Origin of the sequence: Mycoplasmopsis gallopavonis (assembly GCF_900660635.1) — a bacterium.
Classification (GTDB): domain Bacteria; phylum Bacillota_I; class Bacilli_A; order Mycoplasmatales; family Metamycoplasmataceae; genus Mycoplasmopsis; species Mycoplasmopsis gallopavonis.
Genome location: NZ_LR215032.1, coordinates 176,568 through 200,963, shown reverse-complemented (window position 1 = coordinate 200,963; position 24,396 = coordinate 176,568). Strand labels below are relative to the sequence as shown.

Here is a 24,396-nt window from a genome sequence, read left to right as displayed (position 1 = left end):
TTGTGAAAAAGTTTTCTTTTGGAGTGGTAAATCCTGCGTTTCCAAGTTGTAATGAAGAAAAAAACGAATACACCTACAAATAAGGCGTATTCGTTTTTTGTGCTTCTAAATTACAATGATAGACCATCAACCGCATATTGAAAATCACAATATATTTTGTTTAATTCCTTATGTTCTGGGTCTAAATTATTCTTGATTTCACTTACAACTTTACCATTCACAGTCTTTGTTGTGATTGTTATAAGTTTCAATGCATCTATAAACATATTCATTGTGAGTTTTTGAATCTCTCCATTATCTTTATAAAATTTCTTTAATTTATAAATGCAATATTTCAAAACAATTAGAGACAAAAAGCATAAAAATACATGAGATTGAATATGCTCGTCTTTATAAACGTACATCGGTCTAACTTCGATTGCTGATTTTAAGGTTCTGAATCCTTCTTCCACTTTTCATTGTCCCTTATATATTTCATTCGCTTCTTTTGAATCTATGTTTGTTATGTTGGTTTCAATCATATAAAAGCCATCTTCATTAAACTAGGACAGAAAAAATTAACAATTTATCAAATTGGATAGCCCCATACTATATTCGTATGGGGTTTTTCAATTTAGACATGATTGAATTCTAAATTTATTGTATCAATTAACATAATTAGATATTACTTTTTCTAGTTCACTCAAAGTCATAGCTTTGATATTTAAATCTCTAATTAATTCAGTTTTTAAATTTGAAAATCAATATTCCACAACTCTATTATCTAAACTATTTCCTACTTTTGAAAGTGAAATTATTCCACCTTTATTTTCAATAAAATGAGAAAAATCATCAGATGTATAAGTTGAGCAATGATCTGAATGTAGTATAAAACTTTTTTCAAAATCCACATTTTCAAATGTTTTGTAAATTAATTTTGAATCATTAAATTTGGAAAGAGAAAAACTAATTATTTCTTTAGTTTTATGTTTAATCACTACTGAAAGATAAACATTATTGTTTATCGCATCTTTTGTCGCTGGGAGATATGTTACATCGGTAGCATATATATTTCTGTTATATACATCGTTATAATCTCTATTCACAATGTTTTCTTTTATGACAGATGTGTTCTTTACTTCTTTTAATTTTTTTCTTTTTCTTATATTGCAAAATAAACCTAAGGCATTCATATATCTTCCTAGAGTTCTTTCGTTTATGTCTATTTTATAGTGCTTTAAGATAAAATATTTTAATTTTTGTCTACCATATTTAGATCTATTTTGTTTAAATGAATCAATAATCAAGTCTTGGTACTTTATTTTTCTGGATTTATTTTTAGGAGCAAAATTATTTCTTTTATGTTTGGATATTGTTTGTCTACAAAGATACAACAAAATAGCAAGTTTATACGAAGCCATATTAATATGTGATGCCTCTTGAACTTTCTCTGTTTTAAATTTATCTTTTGTAATTTCTCTATATCTTTTTGCAATTTCAATTAAATCTTCTCGTGTAAAAATGTCTCAATTTATATCTTGTTCTTTCACTTTTCTTGACCTACCGGTTCCAGGCTTTCTTGGTTTTTTATTCATATTACAATTATAATGTTTTAATATTCCTCGTAATCTTGCTTTCACATATTTATCTTTTGCTTTTGCACCATATTTATACATAAGTTCAATTGCATACTTTTTGCCTAATTGAAAAAATGTATTATAAATTTCTTTTTCTTGTTCTTCTGTAAAATGTTTACCCATTTTTTCTCCTTTAAAAATATAAAAAATTAACATTCGAAGGAATGTTAATTTTTATTGTCCTAGTTTATTCAGATTCTTTTTTCTTAATTTTCTCTCAATTTAATTTACCCACTGTTTTGCCATCAATGTCCATGTATTTCTTTTTATATTCTGGAACTAAAGAACTAAGTGGGGGTTCTCCATTTACAGTTTTCTTATTCAATTTATCAATAAAATTATTTCTTTTTAATTTATCTAAAGTCTTTTTCCCAGGACTGAAAAACACACATCATTTTCTGTATTTACCATTAAATCTATTTTTGTTTCAAACAGATTCAACAATTTGTTCTTTCCAAAACATTTCATCTCTAAAAACATAATGTTTGTCCTCAAGAATGAATTTTTTCATCCCAATACTTAATGTATCTAATCTTTTTTGGAATATATATTTAATTCCTTTTTGTTCTAGGAAACGTAAGTTTGCATTGTTATTTATTCCACGATCTGCAACTATTATAATATCCTTTATTTTATAGATTGATTGAAGTTCTAAAACGAAGGATAACATTGTTTTACCATCAGCCGTGTTACCTGGGAACACTTTATAGTGTATTGGTATTCCGTTTTCATCTACAGCCATTGCTATGACTACTTGATCTTCATTGTGTTTTCCGTCTTTTGAAAAACCGTTTTTTCTTATTCCTTCTCTTGTAAAGCTTTCAAAATAAACTGTTGTGTTATCGAAGTGAAAAACTTTATTATTACGATTTGTGAATTCATTTATTTTTTGAAATAAATTGACTAAAACAGAATTCTTATTTTCGAAAATAACATCAAGATAGTTATATATTGATGATTTTTTAACATTAATATCATTTATAAAATCACTTTTATTTTTATATTGTGACATATAGCTTCTTGGAAGGATAATTCTAGTTGCTATGAAAAATTCCAAAAGCTCTTCTAACGATTTATGTTTACTTTTTGGTAATGCCGAAAATAAATCTAATTCTTTAATAACTTTATAAATTAAATCAACTCCAATATTTTGGATACTTGTTTTTACAGAAGTAGGTTTTAATAATTTAAAAAACTCTTCTTTTGCAACAGTTTTATCTAAAGATGTATCTACTTTTTTGCTATTTCTTTTATATCTTCAATTGAAGATAATCCATACTTTTCTTTGATATCTTCTCAGTACCCTAGACCAATCTGATTTCCATAACCTTTTTTAAAACCTTTAGAAATAGCTAAAACTAAATAATATTTTCCATTTTGTTTTTTCTTGCATAAACTGTAACTCATACTCTTATTATATCATTTTATGTGTGTAATGTAAGTAAAAAAAACATTTTTTTCTTTAGGTCATATATCTTTGATATATGTATAAAAAAATAAGCCTAAAAAATAAGCTCAACTTGGAAACTCAGGATCTTTTTAAAGAAAATTAGACACAAAGACAAAATGTGTCTAATTTTTTATTTCAATAATAATAGCAAATCTGATTTTTGCACCCAAAAGTGTATAATTTTAGGTGCAAGAAGGAATAAAAAATGAACTCAATAACAAATCAAATAGGAGAAATTATTTGTAAAAATGAAGGTAAAATTTTTGCAATTAATGATTTTTACAAGTTTGGTACAAAAAACACAATTAAATCTATTTTATATAGATTAAGTAAAGAAAATAAAATCACAAGAATTGCCGATGGTCTTTATGTTAAACCTCGTTATAATAAGATTTTAAAAAAGTATTCTTATCCTAGTCCGCATGAATTTGCTGAGAAAATTGCTGAAAAATTTTCTTGAAAAATAGTTCCAACCGGCGAAACAGCTTTAAACTACACTAATTTATCTACTCAAGTATCTAATGAATATATTTATGTATCTAGTGGTGGATATAAAGAATATTGCTATCAAAATAAAAAAATTATTTTCAAACATACAACAAACCGAAATATAATGAATTATTCCGATCAATTATTAATTCTTATACAAGCAATTAAAAGAATAGGTCAGAAAAATATTAAAGAAAAACATATTAAAATGCTTGCAAGATTTGCAAAAAATATCAAAGAAGATCTAATTAAAGATACTTTAAATTTACCGTTTTGAATTTATGAGATTTTAGTTCAAATAGCTAAATTAAATTGCTAGTATGTTGCTAAAAAGTAAAACAAAAATCCTAACTAATTTTAGCTAGGATTTTTATTAACTATTTTTGCTGATTTAAAAAATCAAATAATGGTTTAAGTAACTCTGGGCTGACTTCTTTTGGATTAACTAAGTTATTTGGAGCAACTTTTGTTCCAAGGAATTCAACTACATCGACATTTTGAGCACCGATAAACTTAAAGACACCTTTTAATCATTCTGTATGATTTCCAAATGGGTATCATCCTTTTGGTGCACCTTGTGTAGAAACAATGATTACATTTAAGTTAGTAAGTAAACCAATGGCGTCACCTTGTTTAGAATATTTATAAGAAAATGTCTTATTAGGAACGCAAATTGAATCAATAAAGTTTTTAACAATTGCACTAGGCCCAAAATTGATCATACTATTTGAAATAACTACTAAATCAACTTCTTTAAAGTAAGTTAATTCAATAATCTGCATCAATATCGTTTCAATATGTCGAAAGATTATTTCCAGTTAGAAAAATTTCAGCATGTTTTGTTTTATTTAAATCAAAACGCATTACTTCAACATTTTGATAAGAATTTGCAACTTCTTGCATTTTATCAAGAATACTTCTTGAATAAGAAGTTTCATTTGGAGTAATGTTTCCGTCTAAAAAGAGTATTTTTCTCATTTTTGATACCTCCTATTTGTATTTACAAGATAAATTATAAGCTCTAATTTTATTATGTGAAACAAAATATGGAAAATTTTTGCAAATTTATTTTTTCTTGCTTATAAAGTTATAAAAACTTTAAAATTATTAATGACCTTAATCAATATATTAGGAATGGAGAATTTATGGCAAAATTTAAACGTATTTTTATGATTGTTACAGATGGACTTGGAATTGGTCCAGATCGTGACCAAAAGGCTTTTGGTGATTCAGGGGCAAATACTATTCGTTCAGCATCAATGGCAGAAGAATTCAAAATTGATACTTGAAAAAAATTAGGGATTGGAAATATTACTAATTTAAATGGAAATTATCATGTTAAACAACCGCTTGCATACATGGCGAAAGTGCAAGAAGTATCTAATGCCAAAGATACTTTAGCAGGACACTGAGAAATGATGGGAATTAAAACTTTAGTTCCTTTCCCAACTTTTACAGAAACTGGTTTTCCACAAGAATTAATCGATGAACTTTCAAAAGCTTTTGATAATCGTAAAATTGTTGGAAACAAATCAGCTTCTGGTACAGAAATTATTAACGAACTAGCACATGAAGAAAGAGATAATGGAGCAATCATTGTTTACACTTCAATGGACTCTGTTTTACAAATTTGTGCTCATGAAGAATGAACAGGACTTGAAAATCTTTATAGATACGCAAAGGCAGCAAGAGCAATTTGTTCATCTCGTCCTGAATGAAACGTAGGAAGAATTATTGCTCGTCCATATGTTGGAGAAGAAGGGAATTACACCCGTACTTTCAACCGTCATGACTATGCAAACCAACCAAGAGAAATGATTTTAAATGAAATTCAAAAACAAGGTGTTGAAGTTATTTCAGTTGGTAAAATTAATGACATTTTTGTTGGACAAGGAATTTCAAAGCACTACTCAAGTAAAGGTGATGCTGATGGAATGGATATTACAATCGATCTTGCAACACAAGGTGGTGAAAATAAATTTATTTTCACTAACTTAGTACAATTTGATTCACACTTTGGACACAGAAGAAATGTTCATGGTTATGCACAAAACATTGCTGATCTTGATGTGAAATTAGGAAAATTAATCAACGCAATGAATGATGATGATTTATTAATCATGACTAGTGATCACGGGAATGATCCGCTTTATCCTGGATTTAATCACACAAGAGAATTTTTACCTGCAACTATTTTTTCTAAATCATTCAAATCACCAAAAGTTTTACCAAACTTTAATGGACTTGGAACATTAGGAAACATTGTTGCTCGTAACTTTGGAGCTGAAATTGTAACTGAAACAGGTGATGATATTTTCGAACAATTAGTTTAATTTAAATTACCAAATAGAAGGTTTATTAATTAACCTTCTATTTTTCTTTTTAATTAGTTTTTTAATATTTGAGAATAATTTAAGAGTTAAAATTTTAAATTTTACTTAGAAAAATGAAAAAGATTTCATATTTTGATTAGATAAAATCGTAATTTCAAATTAATAAATTATTTAAGAATTGCTTCAAAAATCAAAGATTTGAATACTTTTTAGATCTTTTGAGCTTTAAGTTTTATTTAACTGTTTTAAGTGATAAATTTTCTTTTTTGCTAGCAATTGTAAAAGAGTTTTATTTTGATATAATAAACACATGAATGAAATAAGTTTAAAGAGAAAGGAATCTCAAATTCATCAGTTAGTTGCTGATATTGTTACTAACGATTTACAAAATGTAAACGTAATTGACCCAGTAGTAATGGATGTGAAGCTAACTAACGATTTGTCACACCTTAAAGTTTTTGTGAATCTTTCAGGCAATGTCCAAAAAGGAATTATCGCCCTAAATAATTCTTCTGGATATGTTCGTAAGGTTCTTGCAAAATCATTAAATTGACGCAAAGTTCCAGAAGTTCATTTTTTACTAGATGAAGTGAGCCAGACTGGTAGTCGTATAGACCAAATCTTGAAACAAATAAAAGAAGAAAAATAATCAACTTTTATTTTAAAATTTCCGTTTGACCACGGAAACTCACTGCAATTTAATTACGAAAATTGTCAGTACTGACCAAACAATAATTTGCAATCAATTTTGCAAAATACAATTTTTGATATCAAAGAGATTATTTAATTGCAAAATTAAGTAATACAAACACAAATATTAAACAACCTAGATTAAAATATTTTTAATTTATGAAAGGAATAAAATGACTAAAAAAAGTAAATATTTACTTTTAGGAGTTGCGGGTGTTTTAGTAGGAACAGGTGTTGTAGCTATACCGGTAGCAGTTACAGCCGACGCCAAAGCTAAAGCAGCTAAAGAAAGAAAACAAGCTCTTAATGAATTAGATTCAGCTTTAACAGCTTCTGAAGTATCAGCTGCTAAAGCAAGAGAAGCTTTCGAATTACCTGCAGAATTTGATGGTTGAGTTGTTGATACATTTAACTCACTTTCAAAATACCACGAACCAAAAGCTATTGCTAAAGCATTAGCAAATGTGGAAGCTTTACAAAAAGAAGCAGAAAATGCTAAATTAAATAGAGATTACACAAATGATGAATACAGAAAATTAGCTAAGAAAATTGTTGAAGCTCAACAAGCTCTTGAGGAAGCTCTTAGAGAAAACGCAAGAGAAACAGACGCTAAGAAAACAGAAATTAGAAACTTAATTAACTCATTTAGTGATGAAGTTAAGAAAACTAAAATCGTTCAAGATGCACAAAACGCTCTTGAGAAAAACTACGTTAAAACACCTACACAAGGACACAGTATTCTTGTTCTTTTAGGACTTAAAGTAGTTCAAGGTGCTTTAAACCAAGAAGTTCTTGACTTCTTCAACAAAAACACAGCTAAAGATCTTGTTCACAACAATGCAACATACCAAGATAATGATAGAGTATTATTATCATCAGTTGCTGATGTACAAAATGAAGAAACTCCATTTGATGCATCACAAAACTTCAAAAGACGTTACCAAGAAACTACAACTACAAATATTTTCAACAAACTTTGAAGAGCTTACATTGATGCTAGAGAAGTTGCTACAAACAAAAGCTACAACGAAGTTACATTTATTGAAAACTTCAAAACATTTAGTGGTTTCCCTACTTTAGTTAAAAACTTAACAGATGCTCTTAAAGCTGCTAAAGCTGAAAAAGCTAGAGTAAATGACGAACTTAGAGCTGCTCATACAGCTTATCTTGATGCTGCAACATCAGCTAAAAAACTTGTTGCTCATGAAGTATTTACAGATACAGGTGTAGTTGTAAATAACGAAAGAACAAATAGCGAAGACAAACACGCAAGAGAATACACAACAGAAAAACTTGCTGAGTTTGATAACAATGTATATGCTACATCAGAACTTGATACAAGAGCTGACAACATCGTTAAATCTCTTTACGATACACAAGTTCAATCAATTGAAGTTGTGAAAGCTGATGATAACTTTGCACTTCAAAAGAGATTCTACGAAAGAGCTTTTGAACATGCAACAAAATTAGTAAATAAAACAACACCAGTTACAGAAACAACAGCTTCATATGAAAAAGTTGAAGGTTCAGCAGATCTTGTTAATGCTTTAGAAGCAGCTGCAAATTCAGCTAAACAATCAGTTGATGCTGCTACAGAGAAAACAACACAAGTTTACCAAACAGCTAAAGAACAAATTAATGCTGCTGTGCAAACATTTGTTAGCTCAATGCTTACAAAATCATTTGATGAATATCAAAAGATTTTAGATCAATCAAACCAAAACAGAAAACTTTACCAATTAATTATCGATTTAGTTAACTCTTCATTAAACGAAGGTGAAGCAAAACATGATCTTGGTTCAATTTTAGGAAGTGTATCAGTATTACAAGAAGAACTTAAAAATGCTTCTAAACTTTACTTAACACCTCAAGAAATTTACGTAGGAACAGAAGAAAGCTTCAAGAGAGTAAAACAAATTTTAGATTCAGTTAAAGAATCAAAAGATATTTCTGATGCAGACAAAGCTGATTTAGTTGCAAATACAACTTCATCAACATCAACACAAACAACTTCTGATGCACAATTTGGTCTTGTTAACACATTAGAAGCTGCTTATTGATTAGATCTTTACCAAGCTGTAATTGAAAAAGGTAAAGAAAACTTATCAAACGCTGATAAGAAAGCTAAAGAATTAATCAAAAACTTCCTTGATAAAGTTGTTACTAATAAAAATGAAATTATCAAAGAAACACCATATTCTGAAGCAACACAAGCACTTAAAGATGCTTTAAATTCAGTTGTTGATAAAGAAGTTAGTGACAAGAAACAAGTCGAAGGGGAAGAACAAGAACAAGCAAAAACAGATTACGAACTTGCTTCTGATTACTATGATCAAGCAGTACAATCAGTTAATGCTTTAGGAAACTTCCAATACGAAACATACAAAGCTTTAGTTAACGCTAAATTACAAGAAGGTGGATTTACAAACTTACCTGCTCTTCCAGGTCTTCCAAATACTACAGTAGATGGTGATACAACTTACTATGTAAATGAAGTTGCTGCTTACGAACCAGTTACAAACTTTAATAATGCTTTAGAAGCAGCTAAAGCAATCGTTGATGCATTAAATGCTACAGAAATTACAAGAGAAGAAAATCCTGTTCATCCACAAGACTGAACAACTCTTGCAAAAACAGTTCTTCCAAAATATAGAGAAGCTGTAGAAATTTTAAAAGATTCAATCGCAGCAATCGAACTTGATAAAGCTAGATATGAATACGAAAAAACAATTTGAGAAACAAACCACTTAATTCCTATCTATAAAGATAATGAACGTTTAAACCCACAAGGTCTTTACGAAACATACATCAAAAAATCAAGAGATTTAATTGCTAATGCAAAAACTGATAAAACAATTTCAGTAGATAAATACAAAGAAGCAATTAAATTAGTTCAAAACGCAGTTTGAAGAGCTAACACAGCAGCTAACGAAAACCTTCAATCAAACAAAGACGGTGCTTATGCAGAATACTTAAGATCTAAAGATCAAATTAAAGCATTCAATGAAATCAAATTACCAACTGCTAAATTATTAGCTGTTAAAAAAGCTGCACAAGCTTTATACGATGAACAAGCTCCACTTTTTGTTAATGATGAAGCTAAAAAAGCAAAATTAGATGCATACAAAGAAAAACTTGCTGCTTTACCACAAGAATCAGATTTAATTTCATTACTTTCAACATGAGAAAACGAATATAACTCAGGTAATGAAGAGAAAAAAGCTGAAATTCTTGGAAAAGGTAAAGAATATGATTCTAAAGCAAAAGAATTTATTGATGCCACAAAACAATTAGCAACTGATCTTGGACTTGATTTAGAAAACGCTAACTACAAAAAAGTTATTAACCCAGAATCAAGAGATATTACAGATGCTAATGAAAAAATTCATTCACACGAAGTTCACAAAAGAGAACAAGAAAGACTTTACAAACTTTACAGAAATACACAAGCTTTACTTGTTGGTGTTCTTAAACATGAATTTGTAGATCCAACAAATGAATTAAATCGTGAAGCTTTATTTACAGAAGATGATTTAATTAAATTCGTTGCTCAACCAAAATCTGGTGATGTAAGACAATTATTAAAACATGATATTGAAGTTTTAGGTACACTTGACTATCAAGATGCTAAATCAACTTCAAGCAAACTTGCTAAATTATTAGAAGATGCTAAAATTCCTGGAATTTCATTTGAAGCACCTGAATTACCAGCAAATACTTCATACATTTACGATAACTTATTAAAACCAGTTAAAGCTGCTTACTTAGCTTCAATTGAAGCTCTTAAAGCTTATAGAGCATCATTAGCTACAGATGCAAATAAAGCTAGATATGAAGCTCTTATTGCAGCAATTGACAAAGTTCTTGCAGAAGCTGCTGCTAAAGAATTTGATCCAAACAACGAAACATTTGAAACATACTTAACAGATACTAAGAAATATGAAAACGAACTTGCTGCTTCAAAATATGAAAAAGCAAGATTAGATTTTGAAGCTCAAGTAAAAGAAGCAGAAGCAGAAGCTACAAAACATACAGATTCTAATCCAGAAGGAAAAGCAATCATTGAAAAAGCTATTGCTGAAGCTCAATCAAATGTTACAATTAAATTAGCAGAAAAAGCTTTAACATTAGAGAAATTAGTTGATAAAGAAAATGTTCGATCAAAAATTGATGAATTAAAAGCTGAACTTGATAAAAAAGAAAGAACAGCTGACACAATTAAAGAAAAACTTCAAGCATTAAACGATGCATTAACATCTGAATTAACAACAGAAAAATTCAGAACTTACACAAATGATGATTCTAAATTTGCAGAATTTACTCCAGATATGATTGCAGAATTCGAAAAAGCAATTAAATGAGTAAAAGCAAGCATCATGAATGCAACAGTTGCACAAGCATACAAAGAATACGAAGGATTTGTTGAATTATTAACAAAAACAATTACTCGTCCTGCTGACAAAACAAAAGCAGAAGACACAGAATATGCATTACTTTTAGCACAAGAATCAGTTGTTAAAGCAGCTTTAGATTCTGCAAAAACTGAAATGGCAGATCTTCAAACAAGAGCTGCACAAACAGATGATGTTGTAGAAGCAGCTAAAATTTACAACCAAGAAGCAATTCAAAATATTACATTAAAACTTGCTAAAGTTCAATACGAACAATATAAAGCAAGATTCGAATCATTAGTTGATGTTCTTAATAAATTTTCACATTTAGTTGACGGAGCTCAAAAAGGATATGGTGAAGAGTACAAGACACAAATTCAACAATCTGAAAATGACCTTTCAGCAGCATTAAGAAAAGAAAATATTACTTTAGCTGATCAAATCAAAGCATACAAAGATCAAGCGAATGAACTTAAAGAAGAATTTGAGACAGTTTCAAATGAAGTTAGTGCTTCAATCCAACCAACAATTAATAAAAATAATGATAGAATTCAAGTTCTTGCAAAATCTACAAAAGATTTCGCTGAAGGATCTGATAATTTACAAACTTATGTTAAATTAGACGGTAAAATTGTTACAATTTCAAATATTTATGATGAATTAGAAGTATTAAGAAAAGCAAACAGAAGAATTGCTGATGATTTATTACCAATGTTGTTAATAACAAAATCAGATACAACAGAAGCTTGAAAAATGGAAGAATCAATCACAGATCCAGAGGTTATTTCATTAATTCAAAAATATGCAAGCCTTTACTATTTAAATGATTCTCAAACACCTGAAATTGTTCAAAATAAAGACAGAAGAATCAAACTTCTTGGAAGAATTTACAACGCTACATTAACAAATGAAGAAAGAGTTCAACTAGAACACGATTTATTTGTAGCTAAAACAAGAGAAGAAGTTACATCTGTTAGAGAAAGACTTGAAAGAGCAGAGCTTCTTAAAGGTCTTAGAGATGCATACAATGAAGCTCTTAAAGCTGTTAAAGAAATTAATCCTCTTTCAGAAGAAGCTAAATCACAAATTGCCGCAATTGAAGCTTTAATTAAAGAAAAAGATGTAGATTCAACACCTATCGAAGAATTAGATAGAATTTACAATGAAAAAACAAATGAATTAAAATCAATTAAAGCAAGAGAAGAAGCTAATGCTGCTATTACAAAAGCAAAAGATCTTGAAAAACTTATGTCACCATTAGTAGGCGAAAATAGTCTTTACAAACAATATTCACAAGAAAATGCTTCAACAAAAACATATCTTGATAAATGAGAAGAGGAAGGTAAAGCTAAATTAGCACAACTTGTTCAAGCAGTTGCTGATTATGAAGCTAAATTAGCAGATAATACAACAACAGTTACTGATGAACAAGCTTCAGCAGCAAAACAAGAAATTGAAACTAAAACACAAGAAGTTCTTGCAGTTAAGAAATCTATTGATGATAAAGTTAAAGAACAAATTCAAAAACAATTAACTGGATATCAAGAAGAAATTAAGAAACAAAATGCTATTCTTGAAGATAATAATTCATCTGCACAAGATAAAGAAAGTGCAAGAACAACAATTATTGAAACAACAAAATTATTACAAAACTCAACAGCAAGATTACAATTTGTTTCTGAAGATGCTCAAACAGAATTCAAAGGTAAAGAAGAAAATGCTTCTAAATTAGATGCATACAACTCTGCTCTTAGAACATCTGTTGATGCAATGAAAGAAGTTTTATTCCCAACTACTACATCAAGTTCAAATTAATAAAATAAATATCCTCACCACATATTTAGAAAACTATGATGAGTTAGAATGAAATGGAATTCTATAAACAAAATACTCACTACACCAGGTGAGTATTTTTCTTTTTTAATTTGATTTTCAAGATTTTTAAAATATAATTGTATAGCTTACTTGCATCAAGAGTATGGTAGCTTAACAGCTTTGACCATTGCCAACCTGCTAATTTTTTAGCAAGGTGGATAGTGAGGATTAATGCCGAGCATTAGTTAACATGCATCTATCCTTAACTCCGTACGTATGCGTAAGCGTTAGGAGAATTTATGAGAAAATTATTTACAAGTGAATCAGTTGGAAGAGGTCATCCTGACAAATTATGTGACCAAATTTCTGATGCTATTTTAGACGAATATATGCGTCTTGACCCACACGCTAAAGTTGCGATTGAAACAATGGCAAGTGGACATAATATTTTTATTGCCGGTGAAGTTAATTCGGTTGTAGAAGTTAATGTTATTGAAATTGCAATTAATATCTTAAAAGAATTAGGATATTACACAGCACGAACAAGTTTCCAAACTGATATTAAAATGCAAAGTCCGGATATTGCAATGGGTGTTGAAAGAGGTGAAGAAATTGGAGCTGGTGACCAAGGTTTAATGTTTGGTTATGCAACAGACGAAACTCCTGAATACATGCCATTAGCAATTACATTAGCACATGAATTAGTGAAATTAGCTGAGAAAAAGCGTTTAGACGGCACATTTAAATGAGCTCGTCCAGATATGAAATCACAAGTGACATTAGATTATACAAATCAAGAAAAAGTAGAAGTAGATACAATTTTATTAAGTATCCAACACTCAGAAAAATTTAATGAGCTTGAATTTAAAGATTTTATTCGTAATGAAATTATTAAACCTGTTCTAGAAAAGTATAATCTTAGTTTTCCAAAAAATGTCTTAATTAACCCAACTGGACAATTTGTTATTGGTGGACCAATTGGAGATACCGGATTAACAGGAAGAAAAATCATTGTTGATACATATGGTGGAGCTGCACGCCATGGTGGTGGAGCTTTTAGCGGAAAAGATGCAACCAAAGTTGACCGTAGTGCAGCTTATGCAGCAAGATGAATTGCAAAAAATGTTGTTGCAGCCAAACTAGCTAAAAGATGTGAAATTCAAATTGCTTACTCAATTGGAATTGCTCAGCCAGTATCTATTATGGTCGAAACTTTCGGAACTGAAACAGTATCACCAGAATTAATTGAACAAGCAATTATCGAAACTTTTGATTTAACACCAAAAGGAATTATTAAATCACTTGATTTAAGAAAACCAATTTTTGCTCAAACTGCCTATTATGGACACTTTGGACGAACAGATTTAAAGTTTTCGTGAGAAGCACTTGATAAAGTTGAAATTTTAAAAGCTAAAATTGCTGAGTATTTAGAAAAAGCTAAGTAATTTTTCTATTGTGAAAATCAATTTGGTAAAAATAGCAAATCCAAAAACAAAGAAGGGATTTATCCCCTCTTTTTTCTTGTTTTTATTTGCTTTTTTATTTATCTTTTTAATAGAAAAAATTAAAATATAAATATATTAAATTTAATTTAATGAAAGGAGTAGTCATGCAAGAAGAACAAAACTTAAAAATGGATTTAATTGAGTTTAGAAAACAAGAAATCCAGCATGCAATTTTAAAAGCTCAAAAAGAACAAGAACAGGCAAAATACAAGAAAGAACAATTAAGCTTACCGTGATATAAACAGGATCTTATTCGTAATCTTTTTGCAGCTACTGGTTCATTATTATTAATTGTAATTTTAATGGTAGTTGCTCTTTATGTAGGTTAATAAATGCATATTGCACTTTTAATTTTACTTACAGTAAACTTATTTGTTTTAGTTATTGTTTGTGTTATTTTGGGTTGACCATACATTAATAATTTTATTAATAGCAAATTTAGAAAAGCTAAATACGAAAAACTTGGAAAAAGCAGTCAAATTCGTTTGATTAACCAATTAAGAGAAAGTGTTGAATATTTTTCTAAACACAAAATTGGTTCTTTAATTACAATTGAAAATGCTGATAATTTAGATAATTTAAGAACTGATGGTGTGATTTTAAATGCGAATATTTCGAGTGCACTTTTAATTGCTATTTTTAATAAAAATTCACCACTTCATGATGGTGCTGTTGTGATTCGTCAAAATAAAATTTATTATGCAGCTACTTTTTACAAAATTACAAAACGTAGTATTGAAAATAATTATGGTTCAAGACATCGTGCAGCTTTAGGTATTTCAGAACAAAGTGACGCAACAACAATTGTTGTATCCGAGGAAACAGGGAGTGTAAAAATTATTAAGGGTAATGGAATTCATAATATTAAAATTGAAGAATTCCAAGAACAACTTATTAAATATTTACAAGAAAACTAATTAAATGGAATTTACAGATAAACTTAAAGAATCTCTAATTTTAGAATTAAAGGAAGCTGTTAAAAATAAAGCAGTTAAACCAATTCGAGATTTAGAAGAAGAATACACACCCGCTGACTTTGCTGAGGCAATTGAACAACTTGAAACTTTTGAACAAGTTTATGTTTTAAGAGTTTTAAGAACCTCAGATGCTGCTGAAATTTTTGCTTATTTAGAAGATGAGCTTAAAGCTTCGCTTGCTACTTCTTTTACAGAAGAGTGAGGTTTAAAGATTTTAAATGAACTGCAAACAGATGAACTTGCTGATGTTCTTGAAGATTTACCCGTTAATTTAATGCGGAAAATTTTACTTTCAACAGATGAAGAAACCCGTAAAAAATTAAATTCGATTTTTAACTATAATGAAGATCAAATCGGAAGTATTATGGCTGTTGATATTACTTTTTTAAAGGACGAATGAACAGTTAAAAAAGCAATTAAGAAAATCAAAAGCGATTATAAAAATACTAAAAGTGAATTTAGTCATAACTTCTATGTAGTTGATAACTCTGGACGACTGCTTGGTGATATCACTTTAGAAGAACTTGTTTTTAGTAATGATGAAGCACTATTAAGCGAACTTTATAGTGTTGTTGCGTCAGTTCATCCAGAAGATGATAAAGAAGATGCTGCAATTGTTTTCTCCGAACAAGATCGTTCAACCTTACCAGTAGTTTCTAAAGATAATTTTTTAATTGGTATGATTACTTCCGATGATGTTATCGATGTTATTCAAGAGCAAGCAACAGAAGATATGTATAAACTTGCTGGAATTAACCCCGAGGCAGCAGAAGAATCATATTTAAAAACAAGTGTGATGCAAATTGTTAAATCACGGGTATTTTGACTTTTAATTTTGATGGTTTCTTCAACCATGAGTCAATTTATTATTCAACAATTTACCGATCTTTCAGAAACTTTTATTAATGGACTTAGTATTTCAATTTCATCAGCTTTAATAGTTGGTCTTATTCCAATTATTTCAGGATCAGCTGGAAATGCAGGAAGTCAAAGTTCAACCACAATCACTCGTGCTTCTGCTCTTGGAGATATTGAAGATCAAGATTTATGAAAAGTAGTTAATAAAGAACTAAGAGTTGGAACAGTCATTGGACTGATTATGTTTGTTGCTAATGTAGTTCGTCTTTATATTTATTTTGCGGTTCCTGCATTTCGTGGAAATTCAGGATGAAGCGAACTTAGTTTTATAATTATCGCTAGTTCTTTATCGCTTTTCTTAGTTATTATTTTTGCAAAGTTTTTAGGAACAATTATCCCGTTAGTTGCAATTAAATTTAACAAAGATCCAGCTGTTATGTCAGCACCAATTTTAGCAACATTAAGTGATGCTCTTTCAACTTTAATTTTCTTTTGTTTAAATATGTTTGTGCTTTGAATGGCTGCAAAAGCAGGTTGAATCGGATCGTTTGAGAAAGCTAAAGTTGCTAAAGAAGGTATTGAAGCTGCTACAAATACTCTGTTAGCTTTAGACTTTCAAAATTTACCAAGCTTAACTCAATTTAATTTTTGAGTTTAGAATTTTCATTTTAAAGGAGAAGTTATGCCAAACGACACACGTGTTGCCGATATTGAAAGAGTTAAGCTTTTAGCTGAAGAACTTTTAATTGCAAAACAAAAAGTAAAAGAAATTAATCAAATGCTTAAAGATTTAGTTCGTGATACAGAAATTGAATTTAGCGAACCATTAAGTGATGGTGGATGAGTTACTTATGAGCTTGTTGAAGCAAAACCACGAATTGATTATCGTAAATATAGTCAATATTTATTTAATTTATTAAATCGTGGTGAAAAACTGACCGAAGAAGAAATGCAAGTTGTAATTGAAAGCTTTGTAGTAACCAAAGATCCAAAATGAAGTTTAAAAATTAAAAAATAGGAGGTATTATGATTACCAATTTAGAAACTTTAAAAGCAGAAACTAATAATTCATCAAGTTCATCAATTTTTAGTGGTGATAGTTCAATTCTTTTATGAATTGTGCTTGGAATTTTAGTTTTATTAATTCTAATTTTCTTTGCTTATTCATGAATTAAAGACAAAATTGATAAAAAGAAATTACGTGAAGCTACTTTTGAATTGCAAAGAGAAACTGCAATTTATTTTTGAGAACTTAATGTTAAATTACTTAAATTATGAGAATTAAACAAACAAAGTCAAGCAGACTTTGTTCCAAGTATTGGTGAATACAAAATGTCGGATTTAAACCGTGCAGCTAAACAAGTTCTTGAAAAAGAAATTAAAAGTGTTCGTTTTCAAGCTTGCTTCAAAGAAACTGAATTGCACAATTTATTTGTAAAGAATCTTTTTAAATTAAAAGATACTAATGCTAATCTTTGAGAAAAGCATTTACCAACTTTTAAAGAATATTTAGAAAATAATTTAGTAACTGCTCAGCAAGAACTAGATGATCTTAGCAAAACCGCTTTTGTCGAAACAAGAAAACAAGATTTAATTGAACAAGATACAACCAAGGAGTATCATGAGTTCCTCAAATAAAAATCAGTTTAATTTTTCAAATTTACGAAAGATGAATTTACCTAATAAATTAACTTTATTGAGACTCATTTTAATTCTGCCGCTAGTAATTTTAATGTCAATTGCAACTACATCATCAGTTTGATTTTCTTCTTATCATTTAGTTTGAATTAATCTTACTATTTTACTGATTTTCATCGTAGCAATGACAACCGATTTTTTAGATGGTTTTCTTGCTCGTAAATACAATCAAGTAACTGATTTTGGTAAATTATGAGATCCTATTGCAGATAAAGCAATTACTAACCTTACTTTAATTTATTTAACTGCCCAAAGTTATTTACCTTTATGAGTTGTTTTTATTTTTATTTTAAGAGATTTAGTTGTTGCAGGTTTTAGAGTTATTATGACTAAAAATCAAATTAGTATTGCAGCTGATTTTCTTGGTAAAATTAAAACTATTCTTTTAAGTTTTGGTATTGTGTTTCTATTATTAGGAGTCATTATTTGTCAAATAATTGATCTCAATCATATCGGTACATTAAACTTGAACTTTATTTTAGTTGATTCTGTTCCTTACTGAGTTTCATATGGTCTTGGTATTTTTGTAATTGCCGCAGCAATTTTATCTATCGTTTCAGGATTTGAGTACTTTCAAAAAATTAAACACTACATTAAAACTTATTAATTTATGCATTTATTATTAACTCAAAATTTTATTTGAGAAGTTGCTATTTCAGAATATTGTGGTTTACTTTTTTTGATTTTAATCTCTTTTGTATCCACTTATTTAGCAAAAAGAAAAATAAAAATTAAATTAGCATTTTCAATAATTTATAGTTTAGGTATTCTTGGTTCAAGTTTGCTTTCACTTAGTATATTGAAAATGCTCTTTTTTGTTAGTAAAAGTCCAATGCTTAGCTATAATGAACTAGTTCCTATTATTAATCCAATGGGTACACTTTTATTTTTATGTGTGGAACTAATTGAATTTATTAGCTTAAATCAAGCTTCGAAGATTCTTGCTTTAAATGTCTTAATTTTATTGTTGGTGCATCTTTTTGCTGCTCTGTCAGCTTTTATTCTTGCTTTTTTCTTTTTGAAAAGAAAACCAGAATATAAAGATCTTTTTATTGGAACAAATTCACTTAGTAAAAAAGTTATTAGTTATCAATTTTGTTTTATTTTCATTTTTATTCTGCTAGTCTTTTTAATTGAATATAAACTCAATTTTAAAGTAAGTTTGCAAAATGTTTTATTCAAGGAAATGTTATCAGCATTAGCTTGTTTTCTTACATTAGCTTGAATTTCTCTACTTGGTCAATTTAATTATCCAACAAATTTATACGTTGCTTTTGCTACATTTTTATTAGCAATTTGACAAAGAAAAACCAGATTAGTAACTAATCTGGTTCAAATGCAAATTACTATTATTTTTTATTGCACTAATAGTTTGCTTATTTCGTTATTTTATTTGATTTAAAAGAAAGTTTGGTAGAAATAATATCCAACAAGTGATAAGCAACTAATTAAAATTAAAATAATCGCACTAATTGCAGAAATGTAAGTTCTGCGATATTTTTTTAATTCTTGAATTCGAGCTTCATCGACAAGAATTTTTTGTTCCTCAACAATGTGTTCAATCAAGCGTTGTTGCTCTTTGTCAATTTTTCAATTCAAACTTACAAGCGGAGCTGAAGCTTTTGGTAATTTATTTTTACGCTTGCGATTTTTATATCAATTTCAAAAAAACATTAATCCTCAATTTTAGGCATAACTGTAATTGCGAATGCTTCAGGTCCAGTATGAATTGCGATTGCACTTGAAGTTAACTGTTCATTTGCTAAGTTTATTCCACGTTCATTACATAAAGCAACAACCATTTGATTTACTTTTGAATCAACCCCGTGCATTCAATTGCACTCATAATTTTGTAATCCAATTTCTGCAATAAATTCTTCAACACGATCGATCGCTTTGTTAATTGCCCCTTTAAGGGTACGTTTTAAATTTATCATACCAACAGTTCCATCTAAGTTATAACTTAAAATCGGAATCATCATAATAGTGTTTAAAACTAATTTTTTCAAAGTATTTAATCTTCCACCTTTTAAGATGTATTTTAAATTAGTTGGAACCAAAATAGTTAAAGATTGTTCATTAATTTTGTTGATTTTTTCAATAATTTGATCAAGAGCTAGACCTTGTTGGTAGAGTTTTTGAGCATATTTAGCAACTTTAATAATTTGAATTCCGGTGAAGTGATTATTAACAACTTTAACATTCGGGAAATCATGTGCAATAGTTTGAATGTATCTACTTGTCGAAGAAAGATTTTCATTAATTGTTAAAACAAGAACATCTTGAAACTCTTTGCTTGCAGCTTCAACTGCTTTTTCGATTAATTCTAAGCGAGGCAAGCTAGTTAAAAAAGATTCGGCATTTGTTAATTTTTCTAAAATAGTTTGACTTTCAACGACTCCATCTTCATATTTAACATTATCTAATTCTACTTGTAAGGGTAAAAAATGGTATCCTAATTCATGAGCAAAGCTTTGTGATACTCCTGAAAAAGAATCAATAATAATTCCTAATTTTTTCATAGTGAAATTATATTACAATTCAGTAAATTCTTATGATTTTTAAATTTTCCAGCTTATAAATTTAGTGTTTGTGTTTGATTTAAAATTCATTAAAAAAGAGCAATATAGTATAATTTAAACATGAAAAAGCACAAGTTTAAAATGATCTTTTTAACAATCATTACATTTGGTTTAATTTGAATTTTTTGAAACAAACAAACACAACATCAAAAAAACACATTTTATCAAGTTTCTAAGATTCCATTTAAAATTGAAAACCTCAAAGAATTTCTTGGTTCGGTTACAAATATTTTAAGTGTTGAAACAAAACCATCAAGAGTTATTATTCAAGTGAAAGATATTACCAAAGTAAATCTTATTGCGATTAGAGATTTAAAAGCAGTGAGTGGAATTTTTGCAAAAAGTGATAGTCTTTCAATTATTCTTGGCGAATTTAGTCAAGCAGTAGCAAAGGAGTTAAACAATGATCTCACAGCAAAATAAATATAAAGTTATTTTAGATAACTTACTTGAAGTTTCTAATAATGACTCAGCAATCTTTACAAAAGTTAATGATAAAGATTACTTTGATATTCTTTCATTAGTTCGGCCAGAAGATTTTGAACGAATTTGTCGTTTGGAAACATTTGAAGTTAGCCTTTATGAAATGGGGCTTAGTAAAGTTGTTACTAAGCTTAAAGAAACTTCGAACATCGAAGATTTTATTCGGGTATTAAAAGAATGAACTAACATTAAAGAAGATGAAATTGGACAAATTCGCCACAATTATTTAAAAATGAGAGATAAAGTAATTGGAAACCTAGAAGTAAAAATTCAAAAATCACTTTTAAAATGAAAAGTTTTAAATGATAAAACAATCAATATTTTAGATGAAACCAATATTTGACCATTACACTTAGGATTTTTATTTGTATCTTTAAGAAAAGAAGATAAAGCAATTTATGCTCCACTTTTCTTTAAAGAAGCTCATATCCAATTTAAAAATGGTCGGCCATATTTAAGTTCAAATGGTGATATCAAAATTAACGAAAAATTACTTTTCTTTTTAAGCAATCAAGGTTTCGATCTTTATTTAGATGATCAAGTTAAAGAATTTGAAATTAATACTCTGTTACGTAATTTACAAACTCATTGAAATGGACTTTACAATATTCCGCTTAACATTGTTGAAAATTTTAAAAAGTTTCGTCCTGATGAAATTCAAAACCCTTCACTTAGTTTCTTTCCAGGAGCTGTTTTAGGTATCTTCCAACCAGGTGGAGGATTTTCAAGAACAAGAATGAAAGAAATTATTCAAAATGGAGAAATTGATGAAATTATTGATGTTGAATTCAATAAAAATATTTACAAAAATAAAATTGATCGTTCAATTTTCAACCCAAATTTAGCACTTTTTAAAATTACTGAATCAAATCTTTCACAAGATCGAGCAATTCTTAGTTCTCTTAACCAAAATACAGTTATTTGAGGTCCTCCGGGTACAGGTAAATCTCAAACAATTGTTAATTTGATTGCGAATATTTTAGTTTATGGTAAAACAGCAATTGTGGCTTCTCAAAAAAGAGCTGCACTTGAAGTTATTTATCAACGTCTAAATAAATTAAATCCATTTGCACTCTTTATTTCTAACTCTAAGGAGATGAAAAAGAGTAGTTTTTATGAACCAATTCAAAATTACTTAGAAATGATTGAGAATTTTGATTCTTATAATCAAATCAAACATTGCAGTACAATTACTGCTCAGGAGCTTAATTTCATTGCGAAAGCAAGTGAATATTTAAGTGATCCAACTTCACAACTTGTTTTAAAAGCTTATTACTACATTAGTGTTCATAAAAAAGACTTTGATTTTGATAAGGAAATGGGATTTATAGTTGATTTACCAAAAGATGTTTTCTATCCACAAGTTCCATTTAAACAAGGTGAAACTGCCAAAGAATTGTTAAAAAATCATGATTTAACTTTCCTTCCTTTTGTTCGTAAGTATTTTGAACTTCGTCGTTTAGGTCAAGAGATTGATTCACACTTAACAGGTTTTACTGGAACACTTCATGACTTGATGCAATTTATGCGTGAAATTGGTTATGATAAAGAACAAACAAATAATCCGTTTGATCGAATTAACGAACTTATGAAACTTGAAGAAAATATTTCATATGCCAATACAATTTCTGATGAAGAAGCGATTAAAAATGTTGTTTTAGAAAGAATTTTCAAAACAATTGCTAATTTTAACGAAGAAGAAAGAATGCTTTATCGTGAATTTGCTCAAAGTATTAGAATTGTTAACTATGAACCATATCGTTTTATTAAAAAATATTCTGCAATTATTAAAAAGATTTTCCCAATTATTATCGCAACTCCAAATACAGATTTATCAGGTTGAACCAAAAACGAATTCGATTATGCAATCTTAGATGAATCAAGTCAAATTTTTATTGAAAATGGTTTACCTATTTTATACTTAGCTAAACGTAAAATTTTAGCTGGTGATACTCAACAAATGAAACCAAATAATTGATTTGGAACAAGACAAAGTGATGATTCAATTTTTGGTCAAGTTGACTCACTTTTAGATTATGCTCTTTCTCTTGGTGTCTTTCCGATTTTACTTGACAAAAACTATCGTTCAAATCATGCGGCACTGATGACTTTTTCAAGTAAACACTTTTATAATTCAACACTCGATGCAATTGATTCAGCTACATCATGAAGCACTAATCCAATTGAGGTAATTCAAGTTGAAGATGGAGCTTGAGAAAATCAAAAGAATGTTGCTGAAGCTAAAAAAGCAATTGAAATTGCAATCGAAAACCTTGATAAATATGAAAAAATTATTATTTTAGGATTTAATGGAAAACAAAGTGATTATATTACTTGATTAATTTTCAGAAATCATCCTGAACTAGAAGAGGCAATCAAAAAACGTCGTTTATTAATTAGAAATATCGAAAATATTCAAGGTGATGAAGCTGATCTTGTTATTGCAACGCTAGCTTACGATAAAAATACTAAGATTCAATATTCATATGTTGCTCGTCCTGGTGGAAAAAATGCATTAAATGTCGCTATTTCGAGAGCCAAGGAAAAAATGATTGTTTTAAAAACAATTAATTCAAGCGATATTCCGCTCACTCCAAATATGCAAGAGGATTTAAAAATCTTTAAAAAATGATTAGATTTCTTAGAGCTTTCAATCGAGGGACGAAGAGTCCTTCTTAAAGATTCATTTAAACAACCAGAGGAAATTGATGAAATTTTAAGTGAAAAGGAAAAATGATTCAAACTTAAAGTTTATTCATATCTTAGAGATTTAACACGTCAAATTCCTAATTGTGAAATTTTTAGAGATTATATTGTTGGTTCAATGACAATTGATATTGTTATCACAGTCAACAAAATCCCATATAAAAGCTTTATTTTTGATACTTATAATTATGCTTCTAAACCAATTAATTACGCTAAAATGCGTGATAAAATTCGTTTCTTAGTATCTAAGAAATATGATATTGAAGTAATTACGCCAATTTCTTGAATTAAGCTGCAAAATGAAATTTTAAAATTCTTTAACCCAGGAGCAATCCGTAATTTTTACAATAGTTCAATTGAAGGCGCCACAAGTACTTATTTACTAAATAAAGAACCGCAAATTATTGAAGAAACTTCCAATGAAGTAGACACATGAGTGGGTGTTAGTCAAGAAAAATTACATGATGCAACCCAAACGGTTCAAATTAATGAATCAGAAATTCAAAACTTTAAAGAAGTTAATGATTTTAGTAAAACGGTCGAAATCAATGTTGCTCAAAAATCAGAACAAGTTAAACAAACAAATACAGAAGAGTATTTTAAAACAGTAAAAGTTTGAATGGAAAATACTTCCGAATCAAATCTTAATGAAGCTATTAAACCAAGTTCTGATTCTAAACAAATAGATGATGTTTTAGAGCAAAAACATCATTTAGAAAAATCAGAAACAACTACAAACCTTGATGATCATGATGATTTTATTAAAAAGATGAAACAAGATCTTGATGAAGTAAACTTCTAAT

Annotated in this window: 19 protein-coding genes and 2 pseudogenes; 14 read left to right on the top strand and 7 right to left on the bottom strand. The window is 28.7% G+C overall.

Annotation, left to right across the window (positions count from 1 at the left end; translation table 4 throughout):
* Window positions 1-110 precede the first annotated feature (110 nt).
* From EXC53_RS03225 to EXC53_RS03215, 3 genes and pseudogenes are all read right to left on the bottom strand, one after another.
* Window positions 111-539 (bottom strand): annotated as a pseudogene (locus EXC53_RS03225) (IS1634 family transposase); the annotation flags it as partial.
* Window positions 540-557: 18 nt separating this feature from the next.
* Window positions 558-1,772, bottom strand: a complete 1,215-nt coding sequence (locus EXC53_RS03220) for an IS3 family transposase (RefSeq protein WP_129724563.1) — start codon at window positions 1,770-1,772, stop codon at window positions 558-560.
* A 34-nt stretch (window positions 1,773-1,806) separates the two neighbouring features.
* Window positions 1,807-3,023 (bottom strand): annotated as a pseudogene (locus EXC53_RS03215) (IS1634 family transposase); the annotation flags it as partial.
* A gap of 248 nt (window positions 3,024-3,271) precedes the next feature.
* Between EXC53_RS03215 and EXC53_RS03210 the strand changes: the two are divergent.
* Window positions 3,272-3,874 (top strand): DUF6088 family protein, encoded by a 603-nt coding sequence (locus tag EXC53_RS03210; RefSeq protein WP_119571911.1) that lies wholly within the window; start codon window positions 3,272-3,274, stop codon window positions 3,872-3,874.
* 58 nt (window positions 3,875-3,932) lie between these two features.
* Here EXC53_RS03210 and EXC53_RS03205 read toward each other — a convergent pair whose 3' ends face one another.
* Window positions 3,933-4,337: an FMN-dependent NADH-azoreductase gene (locus tag EXC53_RS03205; RefSeq protein ID WP_119571910.1), complete on the bottom strand. Its 405-nt coding sequence runs from the start codon at window positions 4,335-4,337 to the stop codon at window positions 3,933-3,935.
* Window positions 4,309-4,533 carry an NADPH-dependent FMN reductase family protein gene (locus EXC53_RS03200; RefSeq protein WP_119571909.1) on the bottom strand — a complete coding sequence of 75 codons (225 nt, stop codon included), beginning with the start codon at window positions 4,531-4,533 and terminating at the stop codon, window positions 4,309-4,311. The genes EXC53_RS03205 and EXC53_RS03200 overlap by 29 nt, the downstream gene beginning before the upstream one ends.
* A gap of 167 nt (window positions 4,534-4,700) precedes the next feature.
* Between EXC53_RS03200 and EXC53_RS03195 the strand changes: the two genes are divergently transcribed.
* The 11 genes from EXC53_RS03195 (at window position 4,701) to EXC53_RS03145 (ending at window position 19,224) form a co-directional block, all read left to right on the top strand.
* The gene (locus EXC53_RS03195) at window positions 4,701-5,888 is read left to right on the top strand and encodes a phosphopentomutase (RefSeq protein WP_119571908.1); all 1,188 of its coding nucleotides are present in this window, start codon (window positions 4,701-4,703) and stop codon (window positions 5,886-5,888) included.
* Window positions 5,889-6,198: 310 nt separating this feature from the next.
* Window positions 6,199-6,537 carry a 30S ribosome-binding factor RbfA gene (gene rbfA, locus EXC53_RS03190; protein ID WP_119571907.1) on the top strand — a complete coding sequence of 113 codons (339 nt, stop codon included), beginning with the start codon at window positions 6,199-6,201 and terminating at the stop codon, window positions 6,535-6,537.
* A gap of 214 nt (window positions 6,538-6,751) precedes the next feature.
* Window positions 6,752-12,784, top strand: a complete 6,033-nt coding sequence (locus EXC53_RS03185) for a hypothetical protein (RefSeq protein ID WP_119571906.1) — start codon at window positions 6,752-6,754, stop codon at window positions 12,782-12,784.
* Window positions 12,785-13,083: 299 nt separating this feature from the next.
* The gene (gene metK / locus EXC53_RS03180; protein WP_119571905.1) at window positions 13,084-14,229 is read left to right on the top strand and encodes a methionine adenosyltransferase; all 1,146 of its coding nucleotides are present in this window, start codon (window positions 13,084-13,086) and stop codon (window positions 14,227-14,229) included.
* A gap of 164 nt (window positions 14,230-14,393) precedes the next feature.
* Window positions 14,394-14,618 carry a hypothetical protein gene (locus tag EXC53_RS03175; protein WP_119571904.1) on the top strand — a complete coding sequence of 75 codons (225 nt, stop codon included), beginning with the start codon at window positions 14,394-14,396 and terminating at the stop codon, window positions 14,616-14,618.
* A 3-nt stretch (window positions 14,619-14,621) separates the two neighbouring features.
* Window positions 14,622-15,206: a diadenylate cyclase gene (locus EXC53_RS03170; RefSeq protein WP_119571903.1), complete on the top strand. Its 585-nt coding sequence runs from the start codon at window positions 14,622-14,624 to the stop codon at window positions 15,204-15,206.
* A 4-nt stretch (window positions 15,207-15,210) separates the two neighbouring features.
* Complete coding sequence (gene mgtE / locus EXC53_RS03165) at window positions 15,211-16,782, top strand: magnesium transporter (RefSeq protein ID WP_119571902.1); 1,572 nt, start codon at window positions 15,211-15,213, stop codon at window positions 16,780-16,782.
* A gap of 24 nt (window positions 16,783-16,806) precedes the next feature.
* Window positions 16,807-17,142 (top strand): hypothetical protein, encoded by a 336-nt coding sequence (locus EXC53_RS03160; protein ID WP_119571901.1) that lies wholly within the window; start codon window positions 16,807-16,809, stop codon window positions 17,140-17,142.
* Window positions 17,143-17,150: 8 nt separating this feature from the next.
* Window positions 17,151-17,762: an MHJ_0274 family protein gene (locus tag EXC53_RS03155; protein WP_119571900.1), complete on the top strand. Its 612-nt coding sequence runs from the start codon at window positions 17,151-17,153 to the stop codon at window positions 17,760-17,762.
* Entirely contained in the window at window positions 17,746-18,429 is a 684-nt protein-coding gene (gene pgsA / locus EXC53_RS03150) for a CDP-diacylglycerol--glycerol-3-phosphate 3-phosphatidyltransferase (protein WP_119571899.1), read from the top strand. The genes EXC53_RS03155 and pgsA overlap by 17 nt, the downstream gene beginning before the upstream one ends.
* Window positions 18,430-18,432: 3 nt before the next feature.
* Entirely contained in the window at window positions 18,433-19,224 is a 792-nt protein-coding gene (locus tag EXC53_RS03145; RefSeq protein WP_119571898.1) for a hypothetical protein, read from the top strand.
* Here EXC53_RS03145 and EXC53_RS03140 read toward each other — a convergent pair.
* Together EXC53_RS03140 and EXC53_RS03135 are read right to left on the bottom strand one after the other, a co-directional pair.
* Complete coding sequence (locus EXC53_RS03140) at window positions 19,221-19,496, bottom strand: hypothetical protein (RefSeq protein ID WP_119571897.1); 276 nt, start codon at window positions 19,494-19,496, stop codon at window positions 19,221-19,223. The two genes, EXC53_RS03145 and EXC53_RS03140, sit on opposite strands and share 4 nt — an antisense overlap.
* The gene (locus EXC53_RS03135; RefSeq protein WP_119571896.1) at window positions 19,496-20,344 is read right to left on the bottom strand and encodes a DegV family protein; all 849 of its coding nucleotides are present in this window, start codon (window positions 20,342-20,344) and stop codon (window positions 19,496-19,498) included. Before EXC53_RS03135 ends, EXC53_RS03140 begins: the two co-directional genes overlap by 1 nt.
* A gap of 120 nt (window positions 20,345-20,464) precedes the next feature.
* Between EXC53_RS03135 and EXC53_RS03130 the strand changes: the two genes are divergently transcribed.
* Together EXC53_RS03130 and EXC53_RS03125 are read left to right on the top strand one after the other, a co-directional pair.
* Entirely contained in the window at window positions 20,465-20,827 is a 363-nt protein-coding gene (locus EXC53_RS03130) for a hypothetical protein (protein ID WP_119571895.1), read from the top strand.
* On the top strand, window positions 20,808-24,395 hold the full coding sequence (locus tag EXC53_RS03125) for a DEAD/DEAH box helicase (protein ID WP_119571894.1): 3,588 nt from the start codon (window positions 20,808-20,810) through the stop codon (window positions 24,393-24,395). Before EXC53_RS03130 ends, EXC53_RS03125 begins: the two co-directional genes overlap by 20 nt.
* Window position 24,396 lies beyond the last annotated feature (1 nt).